At 46.5% G+C, this 19048-nt stretch carries 18 protein-coding genes; 4 read left to right on the top strand and 14 right to left on the bottom strand.

The features are described from left to right. Nucleotides 1-18: 18 nt before the first annotated feature. The 5 genes from lepA to rpoE form a co-directional block, all read right to left on the bottom strand. Nucleotides 19-1836, bottom strand: coding sequence for a translation elongation factor 4 (gene lepA, locus CWE08_RS04865; RefSeq protein WP_126766168.1), 1818 nt, complete (start codon nucleotides 1834-1836; stop codon nucleotides 19-21). 91 nt (nucleotides 1837-1927) lie between these two features. Then, nucleotides 1928-2371 (bottom strand): SoxR reducing system RseC family protein, encoded by a 444-nt coding sequence (locus CWE08_RS04870; protein WP_126766170.1) that lies wholly within the window; start codon nucleotides 2369-2371, stop codon nucleotides 1928-1930. Beyond that, nucleotides 2368-3432, bottom strand: coding sequence for a MucB/RseB C-terminal domain-containing protein (locus CWE08_RS04875; RefSeq protein ID WP_126766173.1), 1065 nt, complete (start codon nucleotides 3430-3432; stop codon nucleotides 2368-2370). The genes CWE08_RS04870 and CWE08_RS04875 overlap by 4 nt, the downstream gene beginning before the upstream one ends. Nucleotides 3433-3438: 6 nt before the next feature. Further along, nucleotides 3439-4098: a sigma-E factor negative regulatory protein gene (locus tag CWE08_RS04880; RefSeq protein WP_126766176.1), complete on the bottom strand. Its 660-nt coding sequence runs from the start codon at nucleotides 4096-4098 to the stop codon at nucleotides 3439-3441. Between the two features lie 21 nt (nucleotides 4099-4119). Continuing rightward, a complete protein-coding gene (gene rpoE / locus CWE08_RS04885) occupies nucleotides 4120-4701 on the bottom strand; it encodes an RNA polymerase sigma factor RpoE (RefSeq protein WP_126766178.1) in 582 nt (193 codons plus the stop codon). Between the two features lie 166 nt (nucleotides 4702-4867). Here rpoE and nadB point away from each other — a divergent pair, with 166 nt between their 5' ends. Next, on the top strand, nucleotides 4868-6475 hold the full coding sequence (gene nadB, locus CWE08_RS04890; RefSeq protein WP_126766563.1) for an L-aspartate oxidase: 1608 nt from the start codon (nucleotides 4868-4870) through the stop codon (nucleotides 6473-6475). Here the strand turns inward: nadB and CWE08_RS04895 are convergent. Then, on the bottom strand, nucleotides 6472-7020 hold the full coding sequence (locus tag CWE08_RS04895; RefSeq protein WP_126766181.1) for a hypothetical protein: 549 nt from the start codon (nucleotides 7018-7020) through the stop codon (nucleotides 6472-6474). The genes nadB and CWE08_RS04895 overlap by 4 nt on opposite strands. Nucleotides 7021-7046: 26 nt before the next feature. Next, complete coding sequence (locus tag CWE08_RS04900) at nucleotides 7047-7316, bottom strand: FAD assembly factor SdhE (RefSeq protein ID WP_126766184.1); 270 nt, start codon at nucleotides 7314-7316, stop codon at nucleotides 7047-7049. Between the two features lie 287 nt (nucleotides 7317-7603). Between CWE08_RS04900 and ygfZ the strand changes: the two genes are divergently transcribed. From ygfZ to CWE08_RS04915, 3 genes are all read left to right on the top strand, one after another. Then, a complete protein-coding gene (ygfZ, locus tag CWE08_RS04905; protein WP_126766186.1) occupies nucleotides 7604-8551 on the top strand; it encodes a tRNA-modifying protein YgfZ in 948 nt (315 codons plus the stop codon). Continuing rightward, nucleotides 8544-9032, top strand: coding sequence for an FKBP-type peptidyl-prolyl cis-trans isomerase (locus tag CWE08_RS04910; protein WP_126766188.1), 489 nt, complete (start codon nucleotides 8544-8546; stop codon nucleotides 9030-9032). Before ygfZ ends, CWE08_RS04910 begins: the two co-directional genes overlap by 8 nt. Nucleotides 9033-9219: 187 nt before the next feature. After that, a complete protein-coding gene (locus CWE08_RS04915) occupies nucleotides 9220-10026 on the top strand; it encodes an EAL domain-containing protein (RefSeq protein ID WP_157981228.1) in 807 nt (268 codons plus the stop codon). 79 nt (nucleotides 10027-10105) lie between these two features. Here CWE08_RS04915 and lysS read toward each other — a convergent pair whose 3' ends face one another. From lysS to lpxB, 7 genes are all read right to left on the bottom strand, one after another. Continuing rightward, complete coding sequence (lysS, locus tag CWE08_RS04920; RefSeq protein ID WP_126766193.1) at nucleotides 10106-11641, bottom strand: lysine--tRNA ligase; 1536 nt, start codon at nucleotides 11639-11641, stop codon at nucleotides 10106-10108. 103 nt (nucleotides 11642-11744) lie between these two features. Continuing rightward, a protein-coding gene (prfB, locus tag CWE08_RS04925; RefSeq protein ID WP_198677083.1) for a peptide chain release factor 2 occupies nucleotides 11745-12843 on the bottom strand; the annotation gives its coding sequence in 2 pieces (ribosomal slippage) (nucleotides 11745-12767 and nucleotides 12769-12843; 1098 coding nt in all). Nucleotides 12844-12963: 120 nt separating this feature from the next. Further along, entirely contained in the window at nucleotides 12964-14625 is a 1662-nt protein-coding gene (gene recJ, locus CWE08_RS04930) for a single-stranded-DNA-specific exonuclease RecJ (protein WP_420837076.1), read from the bottom strand. A gap of 123 nt (nucleotides 14626-14748) precedes the next feature. Then, on the bottom strand, nucleotides 14749-15627 hold the full coding sequence (xerD, locus tag CWE08_RS04935) for a site-specific tyrosine recombinase XerD (RefSeq protein ID WP_126766200.1): 879 nt from the start codon (nucleotides 15625-15627) through the stop codon (nucleotides 14749-14751). A 60-nt stretch (nucleotides 15628-15687) separates the two neighbouring features. Next, nucleotides 15688-16518: a pirin family protein gene (locus CWE08_RS04940; protein ID WP_126766203.1), complete on the bottom strand. Its 831-nt coding sequence runs from the start codon at nucleotides 16516-16518 to the stop codon at nucleotides 15688-15690. A gap of 138 nt (nucleotides 16519-16656) precedes the next feature. Further along, the gene (locus CWE08_RS04945; RefSeq protein ID WP_126766205.1) at nucleotides 16657-17637 is read right to left on the bottom strand and encodes a glutathione S-transferase family protein; all 981 of its coding nucleotides are present in this window, start codon (nucleotides 17635-17637) and stop codon (nucleotides 16657-16659) included. A gap of 202 nt (nucleotides 17638-17839) precedes the next feature. Continuing rightward, the gene (gene lpxB / locus CWE08_RS04950; RefSeq protein ID WP_126766208.1) at nucleotides 17840-19042 is read right to left on the bottom strand and encodes a lipid-A-disaccharide synthase; all 1203 of its coding nucleotides are present in this window, start codon (nucleotides 19040-19042) and stop codon (nucleotides 17840-17842) included. Nucleotides 19043-19048: the final 6 nt, after the last annotated feature.

Genomic DNA, 19048 nt, shown 5'->3' on the forward strand with positions numbered 1-19048 from the left:
TATAAAGTTCCTAATACGCTACTTGCCAGTTTTCAAGACCGCAAGGAACGCTTCCTGAGGCACTTCCACGTTGCCCAATTGTTTCATTCGTTTCTTACCTTCTTTCTGCTTTTGTAGCAGCTTTTTCTTACGGCTTACATCACCACCATAACACTTTGCAGTTACGTTTTTACGTAATTGTTTCACCGTGCTTCGGGCAATAACATGATTACCAATGGTAGCCTGAATAGCGATATCAAACATTTGCCGTGGAATAAGCTCCCGCATTTTATCCACCACATCACGCCCGCGATATTGTGCTTGGCTGCGGTGCAAGATCATCGCAAGCGCGTCTACACGCTCGCCGTTTATCAAGATATCAACCCGCACCATATCCGATTCATCAAAGCGCTTAAATTGATAATCCAAAGAGGCGTAACCACGGCTGGTTGATTTCAAACGATCGAAGAAATCCATTACTACTTCGGCCATCGGCAGCTCGTATGTGAGAGCCACTTGCTTACCATGATAAACCATGTTGGTTTGCATACCGCGGCGCTCTACACAAAGCGTAATCACATTCCCAACATGCTCTTGTGGAACCAAAATATTCGCTTCTACGATAGGCTCGTAAATAGCCTGAATTTCGTTTACCGGCGGCAAGTATGCTGGGTTATCCACCATTTTTATCTCGCCTTTAGTTGTTTCAACTTTATAAACAACCGTGGGCGCAGTGGTGATTAGATCGATATCGTACTCGCGCTCTAATCGCTCTTGGATAATTTCCATGTGCAGCATACCCAAAAAGCCACAACGGAAACCAAAGCCGAGCGCACCAGAGTTTTCTGGCTCGAAAAATAGTGAAGCATCGTTCAAGCTTAATTTGTCCAGTGCATCACGAAAGTTTTCATAGTCATCTGAACTAATCGGGAACATGCCCGCATACACTTGTGGCTGCACTTTCTTAAAGCCCGGTAGCATTTTATCGGCTGGCCGCTTTGAATGCGTAAGCGTATCCCCTACCGGCGCTCCATGTATTTCCTTAATACCCGCAATAACATAGCCAACTTCACCTGCGCGTAACACACCGGTTTCTGTTTGTTTCGGGGTGAAAATCCCCACTTTGTCAACGATGTGATCTTGGCCGGTCGACATAACCTTCATTTTTTCGCCAACGCGCAGAACACCTTTTTTGATCCGCACAAGGGAAACAACGCCTTGATAGTTATCAAACCATGAATCAATAATGAGCGCTTGTAATGGCGCTTCATCGTCGGCTTCAGCTTCTGGTGAAGGCACTTGTTTTACGATACGTTCAAGCACTTCATCAATACCAATGCCTGTTTTCGCTGAGCAACGAACCGCATCGTGGGCTTCAATACCCACAATATCTTCAATTTCTTGTGCTACTCGCTCAGGTTCTGCAGAGGGTAAATCAATTTTATTCAGTACTGGCACCACCTCTAAATCCATATCAATGGCGGTGTAGCAGTTTGCGAGAGTTTGCGCTTCAACACCTTGAGCGGCATCTACAACTAACAACGCCCCTTCACAGCCGGCAAGGCTACGAGAAACCTCGTAGGAGAAATCAACGTGGCCGGGGGTATCGATAAAGTTCAACTGATAACGCTCACCATCGTTCGCATCATAGTAAAGCGTAACGCTCTGCGCTTTGATAGTGATACCGCGTTCCCGCTCGATATCCATTGAATCTAGTACTTGTTCTGCCATTTCTCGTTGGGTTAAACCACCGCAAGTTTGAATCAAGCGATCTGATAGCGTTGATTTACCATGGTCAATATGCGCGATTACCGAGAAATTACGAATGTTCTTTTTTGCTATGCCAACTTGGCTCATGTACACCTCATATCCGGTCAGTCAGCAAAACGCTGCGACTCCTCACCGTATTTATGAGGCGAATTTTACTTACTTTAGCGAAGATAAACAATCAAGGTTGGTCGACTGGAAGGATATTAATCTGCATTAACTCACGAACTTGCAGATCTCGGCGCCGCAACCATTGCTTTAAAAGAAAAAAACTAGCGGCAAAACCCGCTCCCGCGAGCAGAATCCCATACAGTTCCTGCTGAGGAAAAAGTTGCTCGCCAATTAATGCGCCAGCTAAAAGCGTGATAATAGGAATTAAATAAAGTAACACCGAGAACTTTAAGATCGCCTTCTCCGGCAGCCATAACTCAACTTGGCTGCCAATAGCTGGCGGATTTTCTAACCAAACCTCAACACTGCCGCGGCGATTCGGTAGTGCTTTAGATAAAATACCCGCACCGCAGTGGCTTTGTTGCTTACAGCCACCACAACCTTGTTGCAAAGCCGTTGTAATAGTAACGGTTTGGCCGTTAATGGCGGTTACTTCACCAATTTCACGAATCATCGCCGCACCGAAGTTGCTATGCGTTGCAATGTAGCCATTGGCAGGCGCCCCACAACGGTAACGCTATAATCGGCGTAGCTGTGAGAATATAAAGATTCTAATCCACTGTGGCGTAAGTTCACTGCAGCTTCCGGATCTTCACTGACATAGAGGGAAATACGGGTAAGGCCATCTGAATACAGGAAGTAATCAGCCGCTATTCCAGTAATCGGGAGCCGATGATGATTTCCTCGCACTAAGGTAAAGCCTCGAGGTAAATAGTTAGTTTGCCATTCGTGTTGAACACTAACACCACGGTGAATATCTTCCACAACAGGTGGTAAATTTAAATCGAGTATTTGCGCTAACTCAGGATTTGGTTCGTTTGTTATCTCTAGAGCTGTTAACTGAACTTGTTCCAGTGGCTCACCCTCTTGGCTTAGGGTAAGCATTCGCAGCAGCATTCCGGTTTCTCGATCGAGCCAAAGGGAATAACCATAACGATCTTGATCTTTTGGCAGCAACCGCACATGAACGGTTGTTCTATCCATTATTCTCGCGCCGCCCATAGGCACCGCATCATATGCTTTAGAAATATTCTCAAATTCACGGAAAAATGCAGTTGGAATAGGGCCAAACATATTATTAGCACGCACGCTAAAAGGTGAACTCATGGAGTGAAAGTAAGATACCGTTTGACCACGGCGGATAATATGGATTTCTGGGCCATTCAAGCTGTGTAATAGCTCTAATTCTTCATTCTCACTATTGTGGCCGTGCAACCAACGAAACATTTCAATACGTTGATCCTGCACATGCACTAAAGAGGCATTGAAATTGAACTCGGTAAGCGCTTTTTGCATTAGGTTAAACCAGCGTTCACCCTCGAGTAACGCGCGTTGCTCCCCTGCTGGCAACTGAGTTTCAACGTCATCTTCTGGCGCTACTGTTTGCTGCGCCACGGCTTCTTGGGGCATTGTCTGCTGGGGCGCTGCCAGCTGAGGCGCTGCGGCAAACACTGTGCTGCAGATTAAGCTACTGGCAAGCCCTAAAGCTGCCAGCAAATACCGGTAACCTTGCATATTGGTTTAATCGATGCCTTGTTCTTGTGTATCGGGTTGCGTGCTATTGTTGCGCTGCTCTTGCTCGCTTGACGCTTGTTCGCCAATTCTTTCTTCACTTAGCTCTTGTTCATTTAATTGGAGCTGCTGTTGATGGTCAAAAAAGAATGATTGTAGCAATCTTCGCTCATTATCCGCTTCCTGTTGATCAACAACCGCGGTGTTGGTCATATTAAAACTAACCGGGTTAATCACACCACCTAAAGGCCGTGTTTCGAAGCCTTGGTTTACCGCAGCGCCAGTGCCCGCATCTGGAATGGCAACGCCATCGGCAACGGGTTGGTAGTTTTGGATACCCACAACAGTAACGATAGCTACACCCGCGGCTACCGCAACATTTGCCGCCGGCCGAAACCATCCCCGTTGCAACCATTGCTGCACGTTCTGCCATGCGCTCTTCGGTGCAGCTGCATGTTTAGGTTCAGCTGCTATTTGCGCCGCTACCGAAGCCGATATATCGAAAGGCTGACCACTTATCGCCTCACCTCGAATTACCGCGCCAGTGAGCTGATAACGAAACCATCGCTCCCGTTGGCTCGCATTTTCCACCAGCTCATGCACTGCTTCATCGCCATCAAAGTGGCCATCAAGCAATGCTGAAAGTTGTTCTTTCTGGTGCTCTGTCATTCGTGTCTATCCTCAGTTAGCTTAATTCGCATCGAGCAACGGTTCTATCGCTTTATCAATAGCTTCACGTGCTCTAAAAATCCTTGAACGTACTGTTCCTATCGGACAATCCATGGTGATAGCAATTTCTTCATAGCCCATACCATCCAATTCGCGCAATGTTATGGCTTGTTTTAAATCGTCAGGCAACGCATCTATAGCTGCCATCACCGTGCGTTTCAGTTCATCAGATAACAACATTCGCTCTGGGGAAGCGATATCTCGCAAACCATGCCCGGCATCTAAAAATTCCGCATCTTGCGCATCAACATCCGAAGATGGCGGTTTTCGCCCGCGCGCAACTAAATAATTTTTTGCTGTATTCACAGCAATTCTGTAAAGCCATGTATAGAACGCACTTTCGCCACGAAAATTCGGTAATGCGCGATAGGCTTTTATAAAAGCCTCTTGCGCAACATCCGGCACATCGCCCGGGTGCTTAACGTAACGTGACACTAAGCTTATGATTTTGTGTTGGTATTTCTTCACCAAAACATCAAAAGCTCGCTGATCACCACGCTGTACTCGTTCAACCAGCTGTTGATCAATTTCCTGTTCGCTCATTCGAGCCCACTCTCTTCTTAACCCCTGCTATCGCCTATTTCGCCGATTTTTAAACTGGGCTCGCATTATTCATACAAACCTAGACCAAGCTTTTCGCAAAAAGTTCGCAAATATAGTAATAACAAAGGTAAAATCCATTAATAATTCTTAACTACGATAAATCATGATGAACTCAGACGCTACAATAACGTGCGATATCCTAATTATTGGCAGCGGGGCCGCTGGCCTCTCTCTTGCGCTGCAACTGGCAAAAGAATATCAGGTAGTGGTTTTAAGTAAAGGCCCGTTAGCCGAAGGTTCTACCTATTATGCTCAAGGCGGTATTGCTGCCGTATTTGATGCCAACGATAGTATTGAATCACATATCGACGATACTCTGGTTGCCGGTGGTGGCATTTGCGATGCCGCGGTTGTTCGTTACACCGCAGAGCGCGCGAAAGAAAGCTTGAATTGGTTAATTCAGTTAGGCGTAGATTTTGACCGCGAACCTGATGTTAATGGTGAGCCTCGCTTCCACTTAACACGCGAAGGGGGCCATAGCCATCGCCGTATCTTACACTCAGCCGATGCCACCGGCCGAGCGGTGCAGAGTACGTTAACGAGCCAAACCCTGAGCCATCCAAATATTCACGTACTAGAAAATTGTAATGCCATCGATTTAATTCGCTCCGGCAACGATAACCAACAACGCTGCATCGGAGCCTATGTATGGCACCGACAGCAAGAGCGGGTGCTAACAATAGCCGCTAAATTTACGGCTCTATGCACAGGTGGTGCCAGTAAGGTTTATCAATACACTTCAAACCCCGATATCGCCAGCGGTGATGGCATTGCCATGGCTTGGCGAGCCGGTTGCCGTGTGGGCAATATGGAATTCAATCAATTCCACCCTACTTGTTTGTTCCATCCGAATGCCCGCAACTTTCTCCTCACCGAAGCCTTGCGCGGCGAAGGTGCTTTGTTAAAACGCCCAGATGGCTCTCGTTTTATGCCAGATTTTCACGAATTGGCGGAACTTGCTCCGCGGGATGTGGTAGCGCGCGCTATCGATTATGAAATGAAACGCCTTGGCGCCGATTGCATGTATTTGGATATTTCCCATAAACCGGCTGATTTTATCCGCCAACACTTCCCCACCATCTATGAAAAATGCCAAAGCCTGGGTATTGATATTACCGCCGAGCCGATGCCAATCGTACCGGCAGCACATTACACCTGCGGTGGTGTAGTAACCAACTTAAACGCCAAAACCGATTTAAACAACTTGTATGCCATTGGCGAGGTCGCCTACACCGGCTTGCATGGTGCGAACCGTATGGCAAGTAACTCCTTGTTAGAATGCGTTGTGTTCGCCCGCGCAGCCGCTGCAGATATCGCAGGTAAAATGCCAGAAACCATTCTGGTTAACGAAATACCGGATTGGGATGAGAGTAAGGTAACGAACTCCGACGAAGAGGTAATTATTCAACATAACTGGCACGAACTACGTTTATTTATGTGGGATTATGTCGGCATTGTGCGCACCGATAAACGCCTAGAGCGGGCTTTGCGGCGTGTTGAGATGCTGCAGCAAGAAATACACGATTATTATGCTAATTTCCGAGTAAGCAATAATTTGCTGGAGTTACGAAACCTAGCACAAGTAGCGCAATTAATTATTGAAAGTGCCATGCAACGAAAGGAAAGCCGGGGTTTACATTACACCCTCGATTATCCAGAACTTGCAGAAAACTCCCAGCCAACCATTCTAACGCCAACCAAACGGCAGGTTTAACGCCGCCGAAGCGGCGCATTTAAGGTGATACCAATGCGCCGCAACCTTGCCCAATCCGCTGCAGCAACTTGATCGCGCCAAATTCGGCACCATTGCTGCATAGGCTTATTGTGTTCTACATCTGCGATATGCTCTATTCTAAATGTTAAGAGCCATGGTGTAATAATTACAGGTGGGCACATTTGCGTGAGTTGGCCGCCTTTGCAGATTACAGCGCCGTATTCATCGAATTCATTGATTTGTGCAAAGGCGTTAGCTGCAGGCTCTGATTCCCGCTTCTCCGCATCGAAGGCAAACGCAAACAACAGTAAAGCGCTGAGCAGCAGCCAAGATTCGTAAACTATGCTCGCATACCCAAGCATAGCTGAACTAATGTAAGCGGAATTTACCAAGCGATTAGAGATTTTTGAGGGTGCGAACGCAGATCGCTTTGGGTATGAAGCTTCTTCAGCGAAACCCTCTGACTCTGAGCTTTCTGGCGCAAAAGCCTCAGGGCTACCGGCACTTGCGGTTTCTGCGGGTGCATGAAGTGAGTAACGAGCCATCCTTGCTCCTGTTCAGTTAACTGGCCTCAAACCTTAACGCGGCGCAGCATCAGAGCCACCATCTCCGCCAACTCTGGATCCGGACATTTTGCGTGCCCCATAAACCAAGAGAATAAATCCGGATCATCACAGGTAAGTAAGCGCCGAAATACCTGTTGCTGTTCTTCATTGAGCTCATCGTAAGCTTCTTCAACAAAGGGGGCGAATAACACATCAAGCTCGAGCATACCCCGCCGACACGCCCAGCGCATGCGCCGCTTATCTTTTAAGATTTCTTCCGATTGCCGAGGAAACATTGTGTGTACTCCATAAAAACTTAGTAAACATATTCTAACAGCTACTCGCGTGAACCCCTACCCAAATCCCTAGCAAAATTGAGCAAAATCCGCCAAAACCAAGAATTTTGAAACTAACCTTGAATTTCTAAAACCGCATCCCCACTATTCTGTTAGCGCGATTTTTCGAACCCAGTTTATAAGAACGAAGAGCAAGCAGTGCGCTTGCTATCAAGGCCAACAGGGCCACGGCAAATGCCTTAGAGGCAATTGTAAAATACTATAGGAAATAATTACGAGGAGCTGAAGTGTCTGGATTACTCGCCAACAAGTTAACCAATGCCAACCCTGCACTCCTCATTGAGCTGCCCGGCATGGCGGTAGTGAAAGCTAGCGGGCCTGATACCGACACATTTCTTCAGGGCCAGCTAACCTGCGATCTCACCCATCTTGAGCAACATAATTGGCTCCTTGGTGGCCATTGTGATGCCAAAGGCAAACTTTGGAGTATCTTTCGCGCAGTGCGCTCAGAAGATAGCATTTTGCTTCTGCAAAATCGTTCTACCGCCGAGCATAGCTTGGCACAATTACAAAAGTTTTCAGTATTCTCTAAAATTGAGATAACGGATTCCACTGAACACTTCAGCTGCTTCTTAGTAGCGGGCGAGCAGGCCGTTGCAAAAGTATCTGAGCTAGTGGGTGGCACACCTACCGAACTACACAGTACGTTTGGCGATACCCATGTGCTTAGCCTTAGCCCTACTCTCTATTTATGTGTAACACCAAAAACGAATAAACCGAACGCGCGCATGTTGCCAGAAAGCTATTGGCACGCCATTCAAATTGAGCAAGGCTGGCCGAATCTCGCTGCTGTTCACCAGAGTACCTTTATTCCGCAAATGGTGAACCTCGATAGCTTAAATGGCGTAAGTTTCAAAAAGGGTTGCTATATAGGCCAAGAGACGATTGCGCGCACCCATTATAAGGGACAAAACAAACGCCGGTTAGCGCATCTAATCGGAACCGCCGAATCTACGCCGGCACCAGCAAGCGAACTTGAAATCAAGTTAGGCGAAAACTGGCGCCGCGCAGGTGCAGTTATCAGCGCAGTGCGTTATGATAACGATGTCATTGCAATTCAAGCCGTGTTACCAAGTGATCTTGATGCTCAGGCAGAATTGCGCATTAAAGGGCAGAATGACAGCAAATTCACCCCCTGCCCAAAATCAGACGAAACGGAATCAATCAATGAGTGAAACCATCAGTCAAGACAAAGCAGTTACTATCCACTACACCGTGAAAAATGGTGAAGGTGTAACTTTGGATCAATCAGCCGAAGAACGTCCACTGGCTTTTATTTTCGGCCGTGGCATGTTAATTCCTGGGCTTGAAAAAGAGCTGGAAGGAAAAACCGCAGGCGCTGAATTCAATGCAGATATCACTGCTGCCGATGCCTATGGCGAGCGTCATGATGGTCTAATCCAAACTGTTCCACGGAATCTTTTTGGTGACCAGGATGTAAACCCTGGCATGCAATTCCGTGCAACAACTGATCATGGCGAGCAATCAGTAATGGTTGTTGAAGTAAACGATACCGAAGTTACCGTTGATGGCAATCACCCACTTGCGGGTGTTGATCTGAACTTTGAAGTGAAAGTTGTTGATGTTCGTGAAGCAAGTGCGGAAGAATTATCACACGGTCATGTTCATGGTCCAGGTGGCGTTGAGCACGAATAAGTGTTCACAAACTGCTAAAGTTTAATCAAATGGCTCCTTCTGGGGCCATTTTTTTGCATGACGTTTAATTAGCATCTTAAACATGCGCTTTTCAAAGCCTAAGAGTCATTGCGTAATTCCGTATTTTCGCGCAAAATATAAACAATCATGGAAGCTCATACACCCGTCCTCTCGACAAGGTGTAGCAATGGATAACAAAATCATGCCGGAAAGCGCTAAAGTACTCAACATGCCAATAGCAAAAAGGCACCTATCGGCTGAACTGTTACAGGAACAGTTTTCCGTAGCCTATCAACCAAGGCAGCTTACAAGCTCTCGCCGAATCGTTGGCTTGGAGATTTTTGCTCGCTGGGAACATCCGAAATATGGTTTTATTCCTCCCGCAGATTTTATTCACATCGCTGAACAAAGAGATATCATCGACCAGCTCACTCTACAAATCCTGCACCAAGCATTACCTGAATTTAAAAGATTATTAAAACAACGCCCAGAGCTTTCTCTATCGGTGAACATCAGCCCGCTCTCTTTCCAGCATCCGAATTTCTTAACTTCGCTCATCAACATTTGTAATGATTATCAGGTAGCACCAAGCCAAATCATTCTCGATTTTTCAGAATCAGTTATAAGTGATGATATTGATGGATTCATTGGATTGATTAAAACATTTAGGGTGGCTGGATTTAAAATAGCCTTAGATGATTTCGGTACCGGCAATGTTACTGCTACGGTAGTGGAACGCTTACACTTGCATGAGCTAAAAGTGGATATTTCGGTAACGCAACAACTTACGCTCTCTAAGGAATCAGAGTTTTTGGCAAAGGCAGCTTTGCGGCTTGCTCGGCAAACTGGCGCCTTAACCACCGCAGAAGGTGTGGAAACAGAAGAAACCTTGGAGCTGGTATCGGAATTAGGCTTTGATATTATTCAAGGGTACCAAATCAGCAAACCCATGTTTATCGATGAACTGAATGCTTGGTTGCGAGAGCAAAACTAAAAAAGCCTTGAAATGTGAGTTTCAAGGCTTTTTTGTTAATACATCATGAAGGGCTTGGAATAAGCTCCCTCACTCGTACCTACTTTTCTTTTTTCTGGTCCATTTCAGTTTTTTGTATGCGCATGTGTGGAAATAACAATACATCACGAATCGATGGTGAATCAGTGAGTAACATCACCAAACGATCAATACCGATCCCCTCACCGGCGGTTGGCGGTAAGCCATACTCCAATGCAGTAACGTAATCGGCATCATAGAACATAGCTTCCGAATCACCAGCCTCTTTTTGCTCTACCTGCGCTTGGAACCGCTCAGCTTGATCTTCAGCATCGTTCAACTCAGAGAAGCCATTTGCAATCTCACGGCCACCTACAAAAAACTCGAAACGGTCGGTTACAAAGGGGTTATCATCGTTGCGGCGCGCCAAAGGTGATACTTCAGCAGGATACGCGGTAATGAAAGTAGGTTGAGCCAATTGATGCTCAGCCGTTTCTTCAAAGATTTCAATTTGGATTTTGCCTAAACCCCAGCTCTTTTGTACTTTAATACCGATTTTTTCGGCATACGCCGTGGCCGTTGCAAGATCATTGATTTCCGCTTCACTTAATTCGGAATTATATTTCAAAATCGCATCAACAACGCTCAAGCGATCGAATGGTTTACCAAAATCAAACTGTTCCCCTTGATAGGTTACTTCAGTTGTTCCTAATAGTTCCGTACATAAACCACGAACCATTTCTTCAGTTAAATCCATCAGATCATGATAATCGGCGTAACCCCAGTAAAACTCAAGCATAGTGAATTCCGGGTTGTGCCGTGTTGATAACCCTTCATTGCGGAAATTGCGGTTAATTTCAAAAACTTTTTCAAATCCGCCTACAACCAAACGCTTCAAATAAAGTTCAGGGGCAATGCGCAGGTAAAGGTCCATATTCAAGGCATTATGATGTGTAACAAACGGGCGTGCAGAAGCACCACCTGGGATTGTTTGCATCATCGGCGTTTCCACCTCTAAAAACGCACGGGAATTCAGAAACTGACGGATATACTCAATGGCTTTGCTGCGCATCACGAAGGTATCACGCGATTGCTGGTTCACAATTAAATCAAGGTAACGTTGGCGATAGCGGGTTTCCTGATCCGCCAAGCCATGGAATTTATCCGGCAACGGCCGCAGCGCTTTCGTGAGCAACTTAATTTCGTCAACCTGCACGGTAAGTTCGCCCGTTCGTGTTTTAAACAACACGCCGCTGGCACCTACAATATCGCCCAAATCCCACTTTTTAAAGCCATCGTTATAAATGCCTTCTGGCAAATTATCACGCGCTACATAAATTTGAACCTGGCCACTCATATCTTGCAAGGTTGCAAAGCTCGCTTTACCCATAATTCGGCGTAAAACCATTCGCCCCGCAATATTAACTCGCACACCTTCCGCAAGTAAGGCTTCGCCCTCTTTTTCGCCGTGAGCCGAGTGCAAATCGGTGGCCAAGCTATCACGGCGAAAATCATTTGGAAACGGATTCCCAGCTTCGCGCAGTTGTTGCAGTTTTTGCTTTCGCTCACGAATTTGTTGGTTCAAATCCTGGGCTTCTGGCTGCTGCTTATCCGTCATAACTATTCCTCAAATTTATCTATCAACTGCGGCACTTGCCGCGCTTACAAACGCAATCACCTAAGGCGTTATCACTATCACTTAGGTTTTTTCAATGTGATGCTTATAAACCAGATTTCAAGCTGGCTTGTAAAAAGCGATTCAAATCACCATCCAGCACAGCTTGCGTATTCCGAGTTTCCACTCCCGTACGTAAATCTTTAATGCGCGAATCATCTAAAACATAGGAGCGAATCTGGCTACCCCAACCAATGTCAGATTTAGAATCTTCCATCACCTGCTTGGCTTCGTTCTGCTTTTGCAGTTCCATTTCAAATAATTTAGCGCGCAATTGCTTCATCGCTGAATCGCGGTTTTTATGTTGCGATCGATCGCTCTGACACTGCACCACAATTCCGCTCGGTTCGTGGGTAATACGAATCGCAGAATCCGTTCGGTTTACGTGCTGGCCACCAGCGCCTGAGGCTCGGTATGTATCCACACGCAGATCGGCAGGATTAATATCGATTTCGATATCATCATCGATTTCAGGATACACAAAAGCAGAAGCAAAAGAGGTATGCCGGCGATTACCAGAATCAAAGGGAGATTTGCGAACAAGCCGATGCACCCCGGTTTCTGTGCGTAACCAGCCAAAGGCATACTCACCAGAAAAGCGAATAGTAGCTGATTTTATTCCGGCAACTTCACCTTCTGAAAGCTCAGTGATCTCGGTTTTCATGCCATTGGCTTCACCCCAACGCAAGTACATCCGCAGGAGCATGTTGCACCAATCTTGAGCTTCTGTGCCACCAGAACCAGATTGCAAATCAAGATAACAATCCGCTTCATCATTTGGGCCAGAAAACATGCGGCGGAACTCAAGCTTTTCTAATTCCTTGGTCCAGCGTTTAACTTCGCCGTCGGCCTCGCCCAACATCTCCTCGTCATCTTCCTCGGCAGATAAATCGAGAAAGCCTTGCGCATCATCTAGGCCCTGATCAATGCCTTTCAAGGTGTTCACCACCACTTCGAGTGTGGCTCGCTCTTTACCAAGGGCTTGTGCTTTTTCTGGTTCATTCCAAACCGCAGGATCTTCTAATTCTCTTTCAACTTCTTCGAGGCGTTCTGCTTTTACCTCTAAGTCAAAGATACCCCCTAAGCTGCTCGGCGCGCTGCTTAAGGTCGATAATTTGATTAGCTATGGCATTGCTTTCCAGCATTAATAATTCCTGAAATAATTTTATCTAGTGTTCACGAAGCGTAAAAGCACATGGTTAAACGCGTTCGCAATCGAATTCTGGCCGCATATTCTAGCGGATCACGCATAAAAACAACAGCGTTTAGGTGGCTACATGCTCAATCAACAACTGCACGTTACGTTGCCCACGAAATTCATTTACATCAAGTTTAAATACTAAATGGGCGCTAGCCGGTGATTGCCATTGCCAATTCGCCCGCGGCACATTAAATGCAATCGCATCGAAACTTTGCGAACTACCTTCAGGTTGCACTACCAGCTTTAAATGCACATCTTTCAACCAGCGCTCTTGCAAAATACGAAAACGGCCATCGAATACCGGTTGCGGAAACCCCTGCCCCCATGGGCCAGCATTTTGGAGCGCACTAGCAACATCGAGAGCGAATTCTGCTGCCGTTAACTCGCCATCACTCCATAGCACACGCGCAAGTGTATCTGCATCTACCCAACGTTCAGCCACACGCTGTACCGCATCATTAAACGCAAGCCACTGCTCTTTCGGTATACTCAGCCCCGCTGCCATGGCGTGGCCGCCAAACTTATTTATTACCTGTGGGTGTTCACTGGCTACTTGCTCGAGTAGATCGCGGATGTGAATCCCTGCAACCGAGCGGCAAGACCCTTTTAACTCGCCCTCATCGCCCTCCGCAAATACCATAACCGGCCGATAATACTGCTCTTTCAAACGCCCAGCTACTATGCCAATTACGCCTTGATGAAACTGCTCATCGTATACGCAAAGAATTGGCGGTAATGCACCCTGATCCACATTCAACCGTGCCAAGCAGGCTTGCGCCTCTTCCTGCATGCCTGATTCAATTTTGCGCCGTTGTTGATTTAGTTCATCCAAACGTAAGGCTAGAATTTGTGCTTGTGGGAAATCTTGCGCCAATAAGCATTCAATACCTTGCTGAATATCATCTAGGCGGCCCGCAGCATTTATTCTTGGCCCAACAGCAAAGCCCAAATCACTGGCGGTAATCTTGGTTGTATCACGGCCGGCTACTTTTAATAACGCAGCAATACCTGGCCGGCACACACCCTCGCGAATCCGAGCCAAGCCTTGGCGAACTAGAATGCGATTGTTGTAATCTAGGGGTACCACATCGGCAACAGTTCCCAAGGCAACTAAATCAAGATATTCAGCAATGTTAAGCTGTGCCACTGAGTGCTCAGGTTGCTCCCGCTTAAACCAAGCTCTTAAAGCCAAGAGCACGTAAAACGCAACACCTACACCCGCCAATTGTTTACTCGCAAATGCACAATCATGGCGATTCGGATTCACCACCGCAAACGCAGCGGGCAGCTCAGCGCTGGGTAAATGATGGTCGGTCACTATCACCTGCATACCCAATTCATTTGCCCGAGTAACCCCTGCATGGCTGCTAATGCCATTATCTACCGTGATTAACAAGTTAGCGCCTTGGGCATGAGCATACTCGGCTAATGTAGGCGATAAACCATAACCATCAGAAAAACGATTCGGTACTAGATAAAAGGCCTTTGTATGGTTTATTTTTCGAAAAAAGGCCATAAAGAGGGCTACACTGGTGGCGCCATCCGCATCAAAATCACCGCAAATGCAAATACTTTCATTCGCCAGTAGCGCTTGCCCAATCCGCTCCGCCGCCTTTTCACAATCAGTGAGTTGGTTGTAATGCAATAAGCCACGAGCCGATAGATCTAATTCATCAGCCGAACGCACACCGCGGTTGACATACACGCGTTGTAGGATATTGGGCATCTCAGCGGGAAATTCAGGGGCTGTTTGTGCGATTCTGCGGCGAATTGTAATCGGGTTCTTCACGTATAACCTTTCTAGCCTGCGGTAGATGGGGGTATTCTAACACCGGGGTGGAGGCCAACACTAGCCGCGTGGATGATGTTGCTCGTGAAGTTGCTTCAAACGCGCTTTTGCCACTTCGGTGTAAATCTGGGTGGTTGCGATATCAGAATGCCCCAACAGCATTTGTAGCGCGCGTAAATCTGCACCATGGTTGAGTAAATGCGTAGCGAACGCATGCCGTAATCGGTGTGGTGAGATACCTTCGGGTAGCCCCACAAGAGCGGCATAATGACGAATTCGATGCCAAAAAGTTTGCCGTGTCATTTGTTTCCCGCGCAAGGATAAAAACACCACATCGTTCTTGTGTTTCATTAACTCCGGCCGGGCAGCACGTAAATATTCACTTAGCCAGTGCAAGGCTTCCTCACCCATAGGCACTAAACGCTCTTTATTGCCTTTACCCACTACCCGAACCAAACCTTGGCGAACGCTCACCTCGCTCATTTGCAACTGCACAAGCTCAGAAACTCGCAAACCAGTAGCGTAAAGCAATTCCAACATCGCCTTATCGCGTAAACCTAGGGTATCGGCCACATCTGGGGCACTTAACAACAGGGAAACCGCATCTTCAGAGAGCGATTTGGGTATAGAGGCGGGTTGTTTTGGGCTATGCAAATGAGCGCAGGGATCATCCGAGCGCTCACCTTGTTGCAAAATATAGCGAAAATATTTCCGCGCAGCGCTTAAAAATCTGGATTGGCTACGTGGATGCCGGCCTGATTTGGCCAAATGCGCAAGATAATCTTCTAGATCCTGCCTGCTTGCTTCCGCCAAAACCACGTTCCTCGGCTGCAACCAAGTTTGAAAATGGGTTAGATCACTGCGGTATGCCGATATAGTGTGCTGGCTCACCCCTTGTTGCAACCAGAGCTTATCGAGAAAAATTGATATGTCTTGCATCTTTTCCGATAAGCCCCTTGGTTACAACTATACTTCGAGTTGTGCCGCTAAAGATTAATGTTATGCCGTGAGTTTACCACTTTGATAATCGGCAAATGCTTGCCGCAATTCCGCTTCCGTGTTCATAACAAACGGGCCGTACTGAGCAATGGGCTCACCGATAGGCTTCGCCGCCATTAATAAGAAATTGCCTTCATTACCGGTTTCCAGTAGCACCTCGGCTTCAGCGTCTAACTCGAGCAACTCGCCGGCGTTTGCGGTGACACCGTCCACTGTAATAGAGCCTTGATAAACATACAACAAACGCGTTTGTTGATGTTGCTGTGGCAAGGTAACTTGAACACCGCCTGGCAAACGATAATCGAGATACAAAAACTCACGGCCAGGCGCATTCACCGGCCCAGTTTGACCATTAAACTCACCCGATAACACCCGAACAATACCACCCTCAAGCGCAGCTTCTGGCACTTTATCGCCTGGAATATCCGCATATTCTGGGTCGGACATTTTTTCCGCTGCGGGTAAATTTAGCCACAACTGAAAGCCCCACATTAAGCCATCTTTTTGCTTCGGCATTTCCGAGTGAATCATGCCTCGTGCGGCTTTCATCCACTGCAAACCACCAGTACTTATTTCACCTTTATTGCCGGTTGAATCTTCATGCGCCATATTGCCCGCCAGCATGTAGGTTAACGTACAAAAACCACGGTGTGGGTGCGGTGGAAAGCCGGCGATATAATCATTCGGATCATCCGATTTAAATTCATCTAACATCAAAATCGGATCACGATGGCGAAAGGATGGTTGATTAATCACCCGCTGCAATTTCACACCAGCACCATCTTGTGCTGGCATTCCGCGTACCCGATGTTTTACGATTGAACTGGCCATGCGTAAACTCCAAAAAATAAGATTAGTGGTTAAACTAATTCGCCAACTAGTTAAAATTTTACCCGAAATAGCGGTATTGAGTACTTCTGTTAATTAACTAAGTTAACAACCTCAGGCTTCCTAATTCAGGTTTCTAATTCAGGAACCAAACTTTTCTCGGTCGTGTGCCGCCATAAATTCAATTTCGGGGCCTTTAGGAACCACGCCCGTTGGATTAATCATATCGTGGCTCACATAGTAGTGAGTTTTGATATGATTCATGTTCACAGTTTCCGCCACGCCCTCAATTTGATAGAGCTCACGCACATAATTCCAAATATTTGGATAATCAACAATGCGCTTCTGATTACATTTAAAGTGGCCAACGTAAACAGAATCAAACCGCACTAAGGTGGTAAACAAACGCCAGTCAGCTTCTGTTAATACTGATCCTGCCAAGAAGCGGCTTTGCGATAATCGTTGTTCTACTTTATCGAGAGCCTTAAACAACGCATCAAATGCTTCTTCATAAGCATCTTGGGTGGTGGCAAAACCACTCTTGTACACACCATTATTAATGTTGTGGTAAACCATTTCGTTCACTTCATCAATAGCGGCCTGCAACTCTTGCGGGTAATAATCATCGGTATTACCTGTGATGTCGTTAAAGGCACTGTTGAACATCCGAATGATATCTGCCGATTCATTACTCACGATGGTTTCTTGCTGCTTATCCCAAAGTACCGGCACAGTTACTCGCCCGCTATATTTATCATCGGCACGAGTGTAAATTTCATGCATAAACTCAGCATCATAAAGTGGATCGGCAAGATCGGTGCCGCTGCGAAATTCCCAACCATTACTGAGCATTTCGGGAGCTACAGCAGACACGGTAATAATATCTTCGAGGCCTTTCAGTTTACGGAAAATAAGCGTTCTATGGGCCCAGGGGCAGGCGAATGATACATAGAGGTGATAACGGCCGGCTTCAGCTTTAAACCCACTTTTCCCCGTTACACCAGCGCTGCCATCTGCAGTAACAAAATTGCGAAATTGCGCTTCTGAACGTTCGAAGCGGCCGCCCGATTTGCTAGTGTCGTACCACTTATCTTGCCATTGGCCTTCTACTAATAAACCCATATCATCCTCCAATTTAGTGAGTTTAGAGTATAGGTTTAACGTTCAAAGGCCACAACTCGCTCATTGAAATCCAATTATTCACTTGCTGCATAGCCAATGTAAAAGCAATTCATTTTATGCATATTTGAGGGCTTATTTCGGAGCGTGTGAGTAATTCGTGTAGAGGTCGAGAATTAACGAGTTCTGTAATGCAGTGCTGATGTTAATTATTACCTTTGGCAACGGCAATCACTGCATTCGCCGAGAGTAGCCCAGCATTTTGTTTAAGTAGTTGGTGCAGCTCATTAAAGCGCTCATTGAGAGCTGTATTATCAGCGGCTAATAGGGGTTGGATAGCCGCTGCAATCGCCTCACCTGTTACTTCATCTTGCAGTAATTCTTTTACCAATCGTTGTGCTGCTGGCGCCTGAGTATTTCCGGTTGAATTTTTTGCATCATTAAATAGCCCTGCATGCAAAAGATTCGGCAGCGAAAAATGATTTACTTGCACAAAACGCTTAGCAATTTGGTAATTTAACCAACCAAACCGATAACACACAACCATCGGCCGTTTTATGAGCATGGCCTCAAGTGCTACCGTTCCCGATGCTAAAATAGTGGCATCGCTCGCGGCGATTACCTCGTGGCTCTGCCCAGAAAAAATATGCAAATTGAGTTTCAAGCCCGATGCATTTAACGCAGTTAAAAATTGTTTTTTTCGCTGTTCATTAACTAAAGGCACCAAAAAATTTAACTCTGGGTCTTGCGCCTGCAAAATCCCGGCCGCCGCTATAAAATGCTCCGCGAGTAAACCCACCTCACTACCCCGACTACCGGGAAGTAAGCCAACATAGCGTTTGTCATTTGCCAGTTTTAGCTGTTCTCGCGCGGCTTCTTTTGCTGAATTCTCGGGAAACTGATCAGCTAATGGATGGCCAACATAAGTAAAAGGAACCTGATACTTAGCGTAAAATTCAGCTTCGAACGGTAAGATCCCCAAAACCATGTTGGTTGCCTTCGCAATAGCAAAAATTCGCTTCGGACGCCATGCCCACACTGAAGGCGAAACATAATGCACCGTAGGAATGCCTTGATGCTTCAGCTTTTTTTCAATTGGTAGGTTAAAATCAGGTGCATCGATGCCAACAAACACGTCCGGCTTTGCTGCCAGCATTGTGTTAACCACATTGCGGCGGGCTCGAAGTAAGGTAGGTAATTGCTTTAGAACATCGATAAACCCCATCACCGATAGAGTTTCCATTGGAAATAAAGAAGTGAGACCTTGCGCCTGCATTCGGCTGCCACCTACCCCAATAAATTCTGCGTGCGGATATTGCTGCAATATTCCTTCCATTAAGCTTGCACCCAGGATATCCCCTGAAGCTTCGCCAGCAACAATACCAATACACAACTTTTCCTGAGCCATAACTAA

The sequence above is a fragment of the Aliidiomarina iranensis genome, assembly GCF_003987135.1.
GTDB classification, from domain to species: Bacteria; Pseudomonadota; Gammaproteobacteria; order Enterobacterales; family Alteromonadaceae; genus Aliidiomarina; species Aliidiomarina iranensis.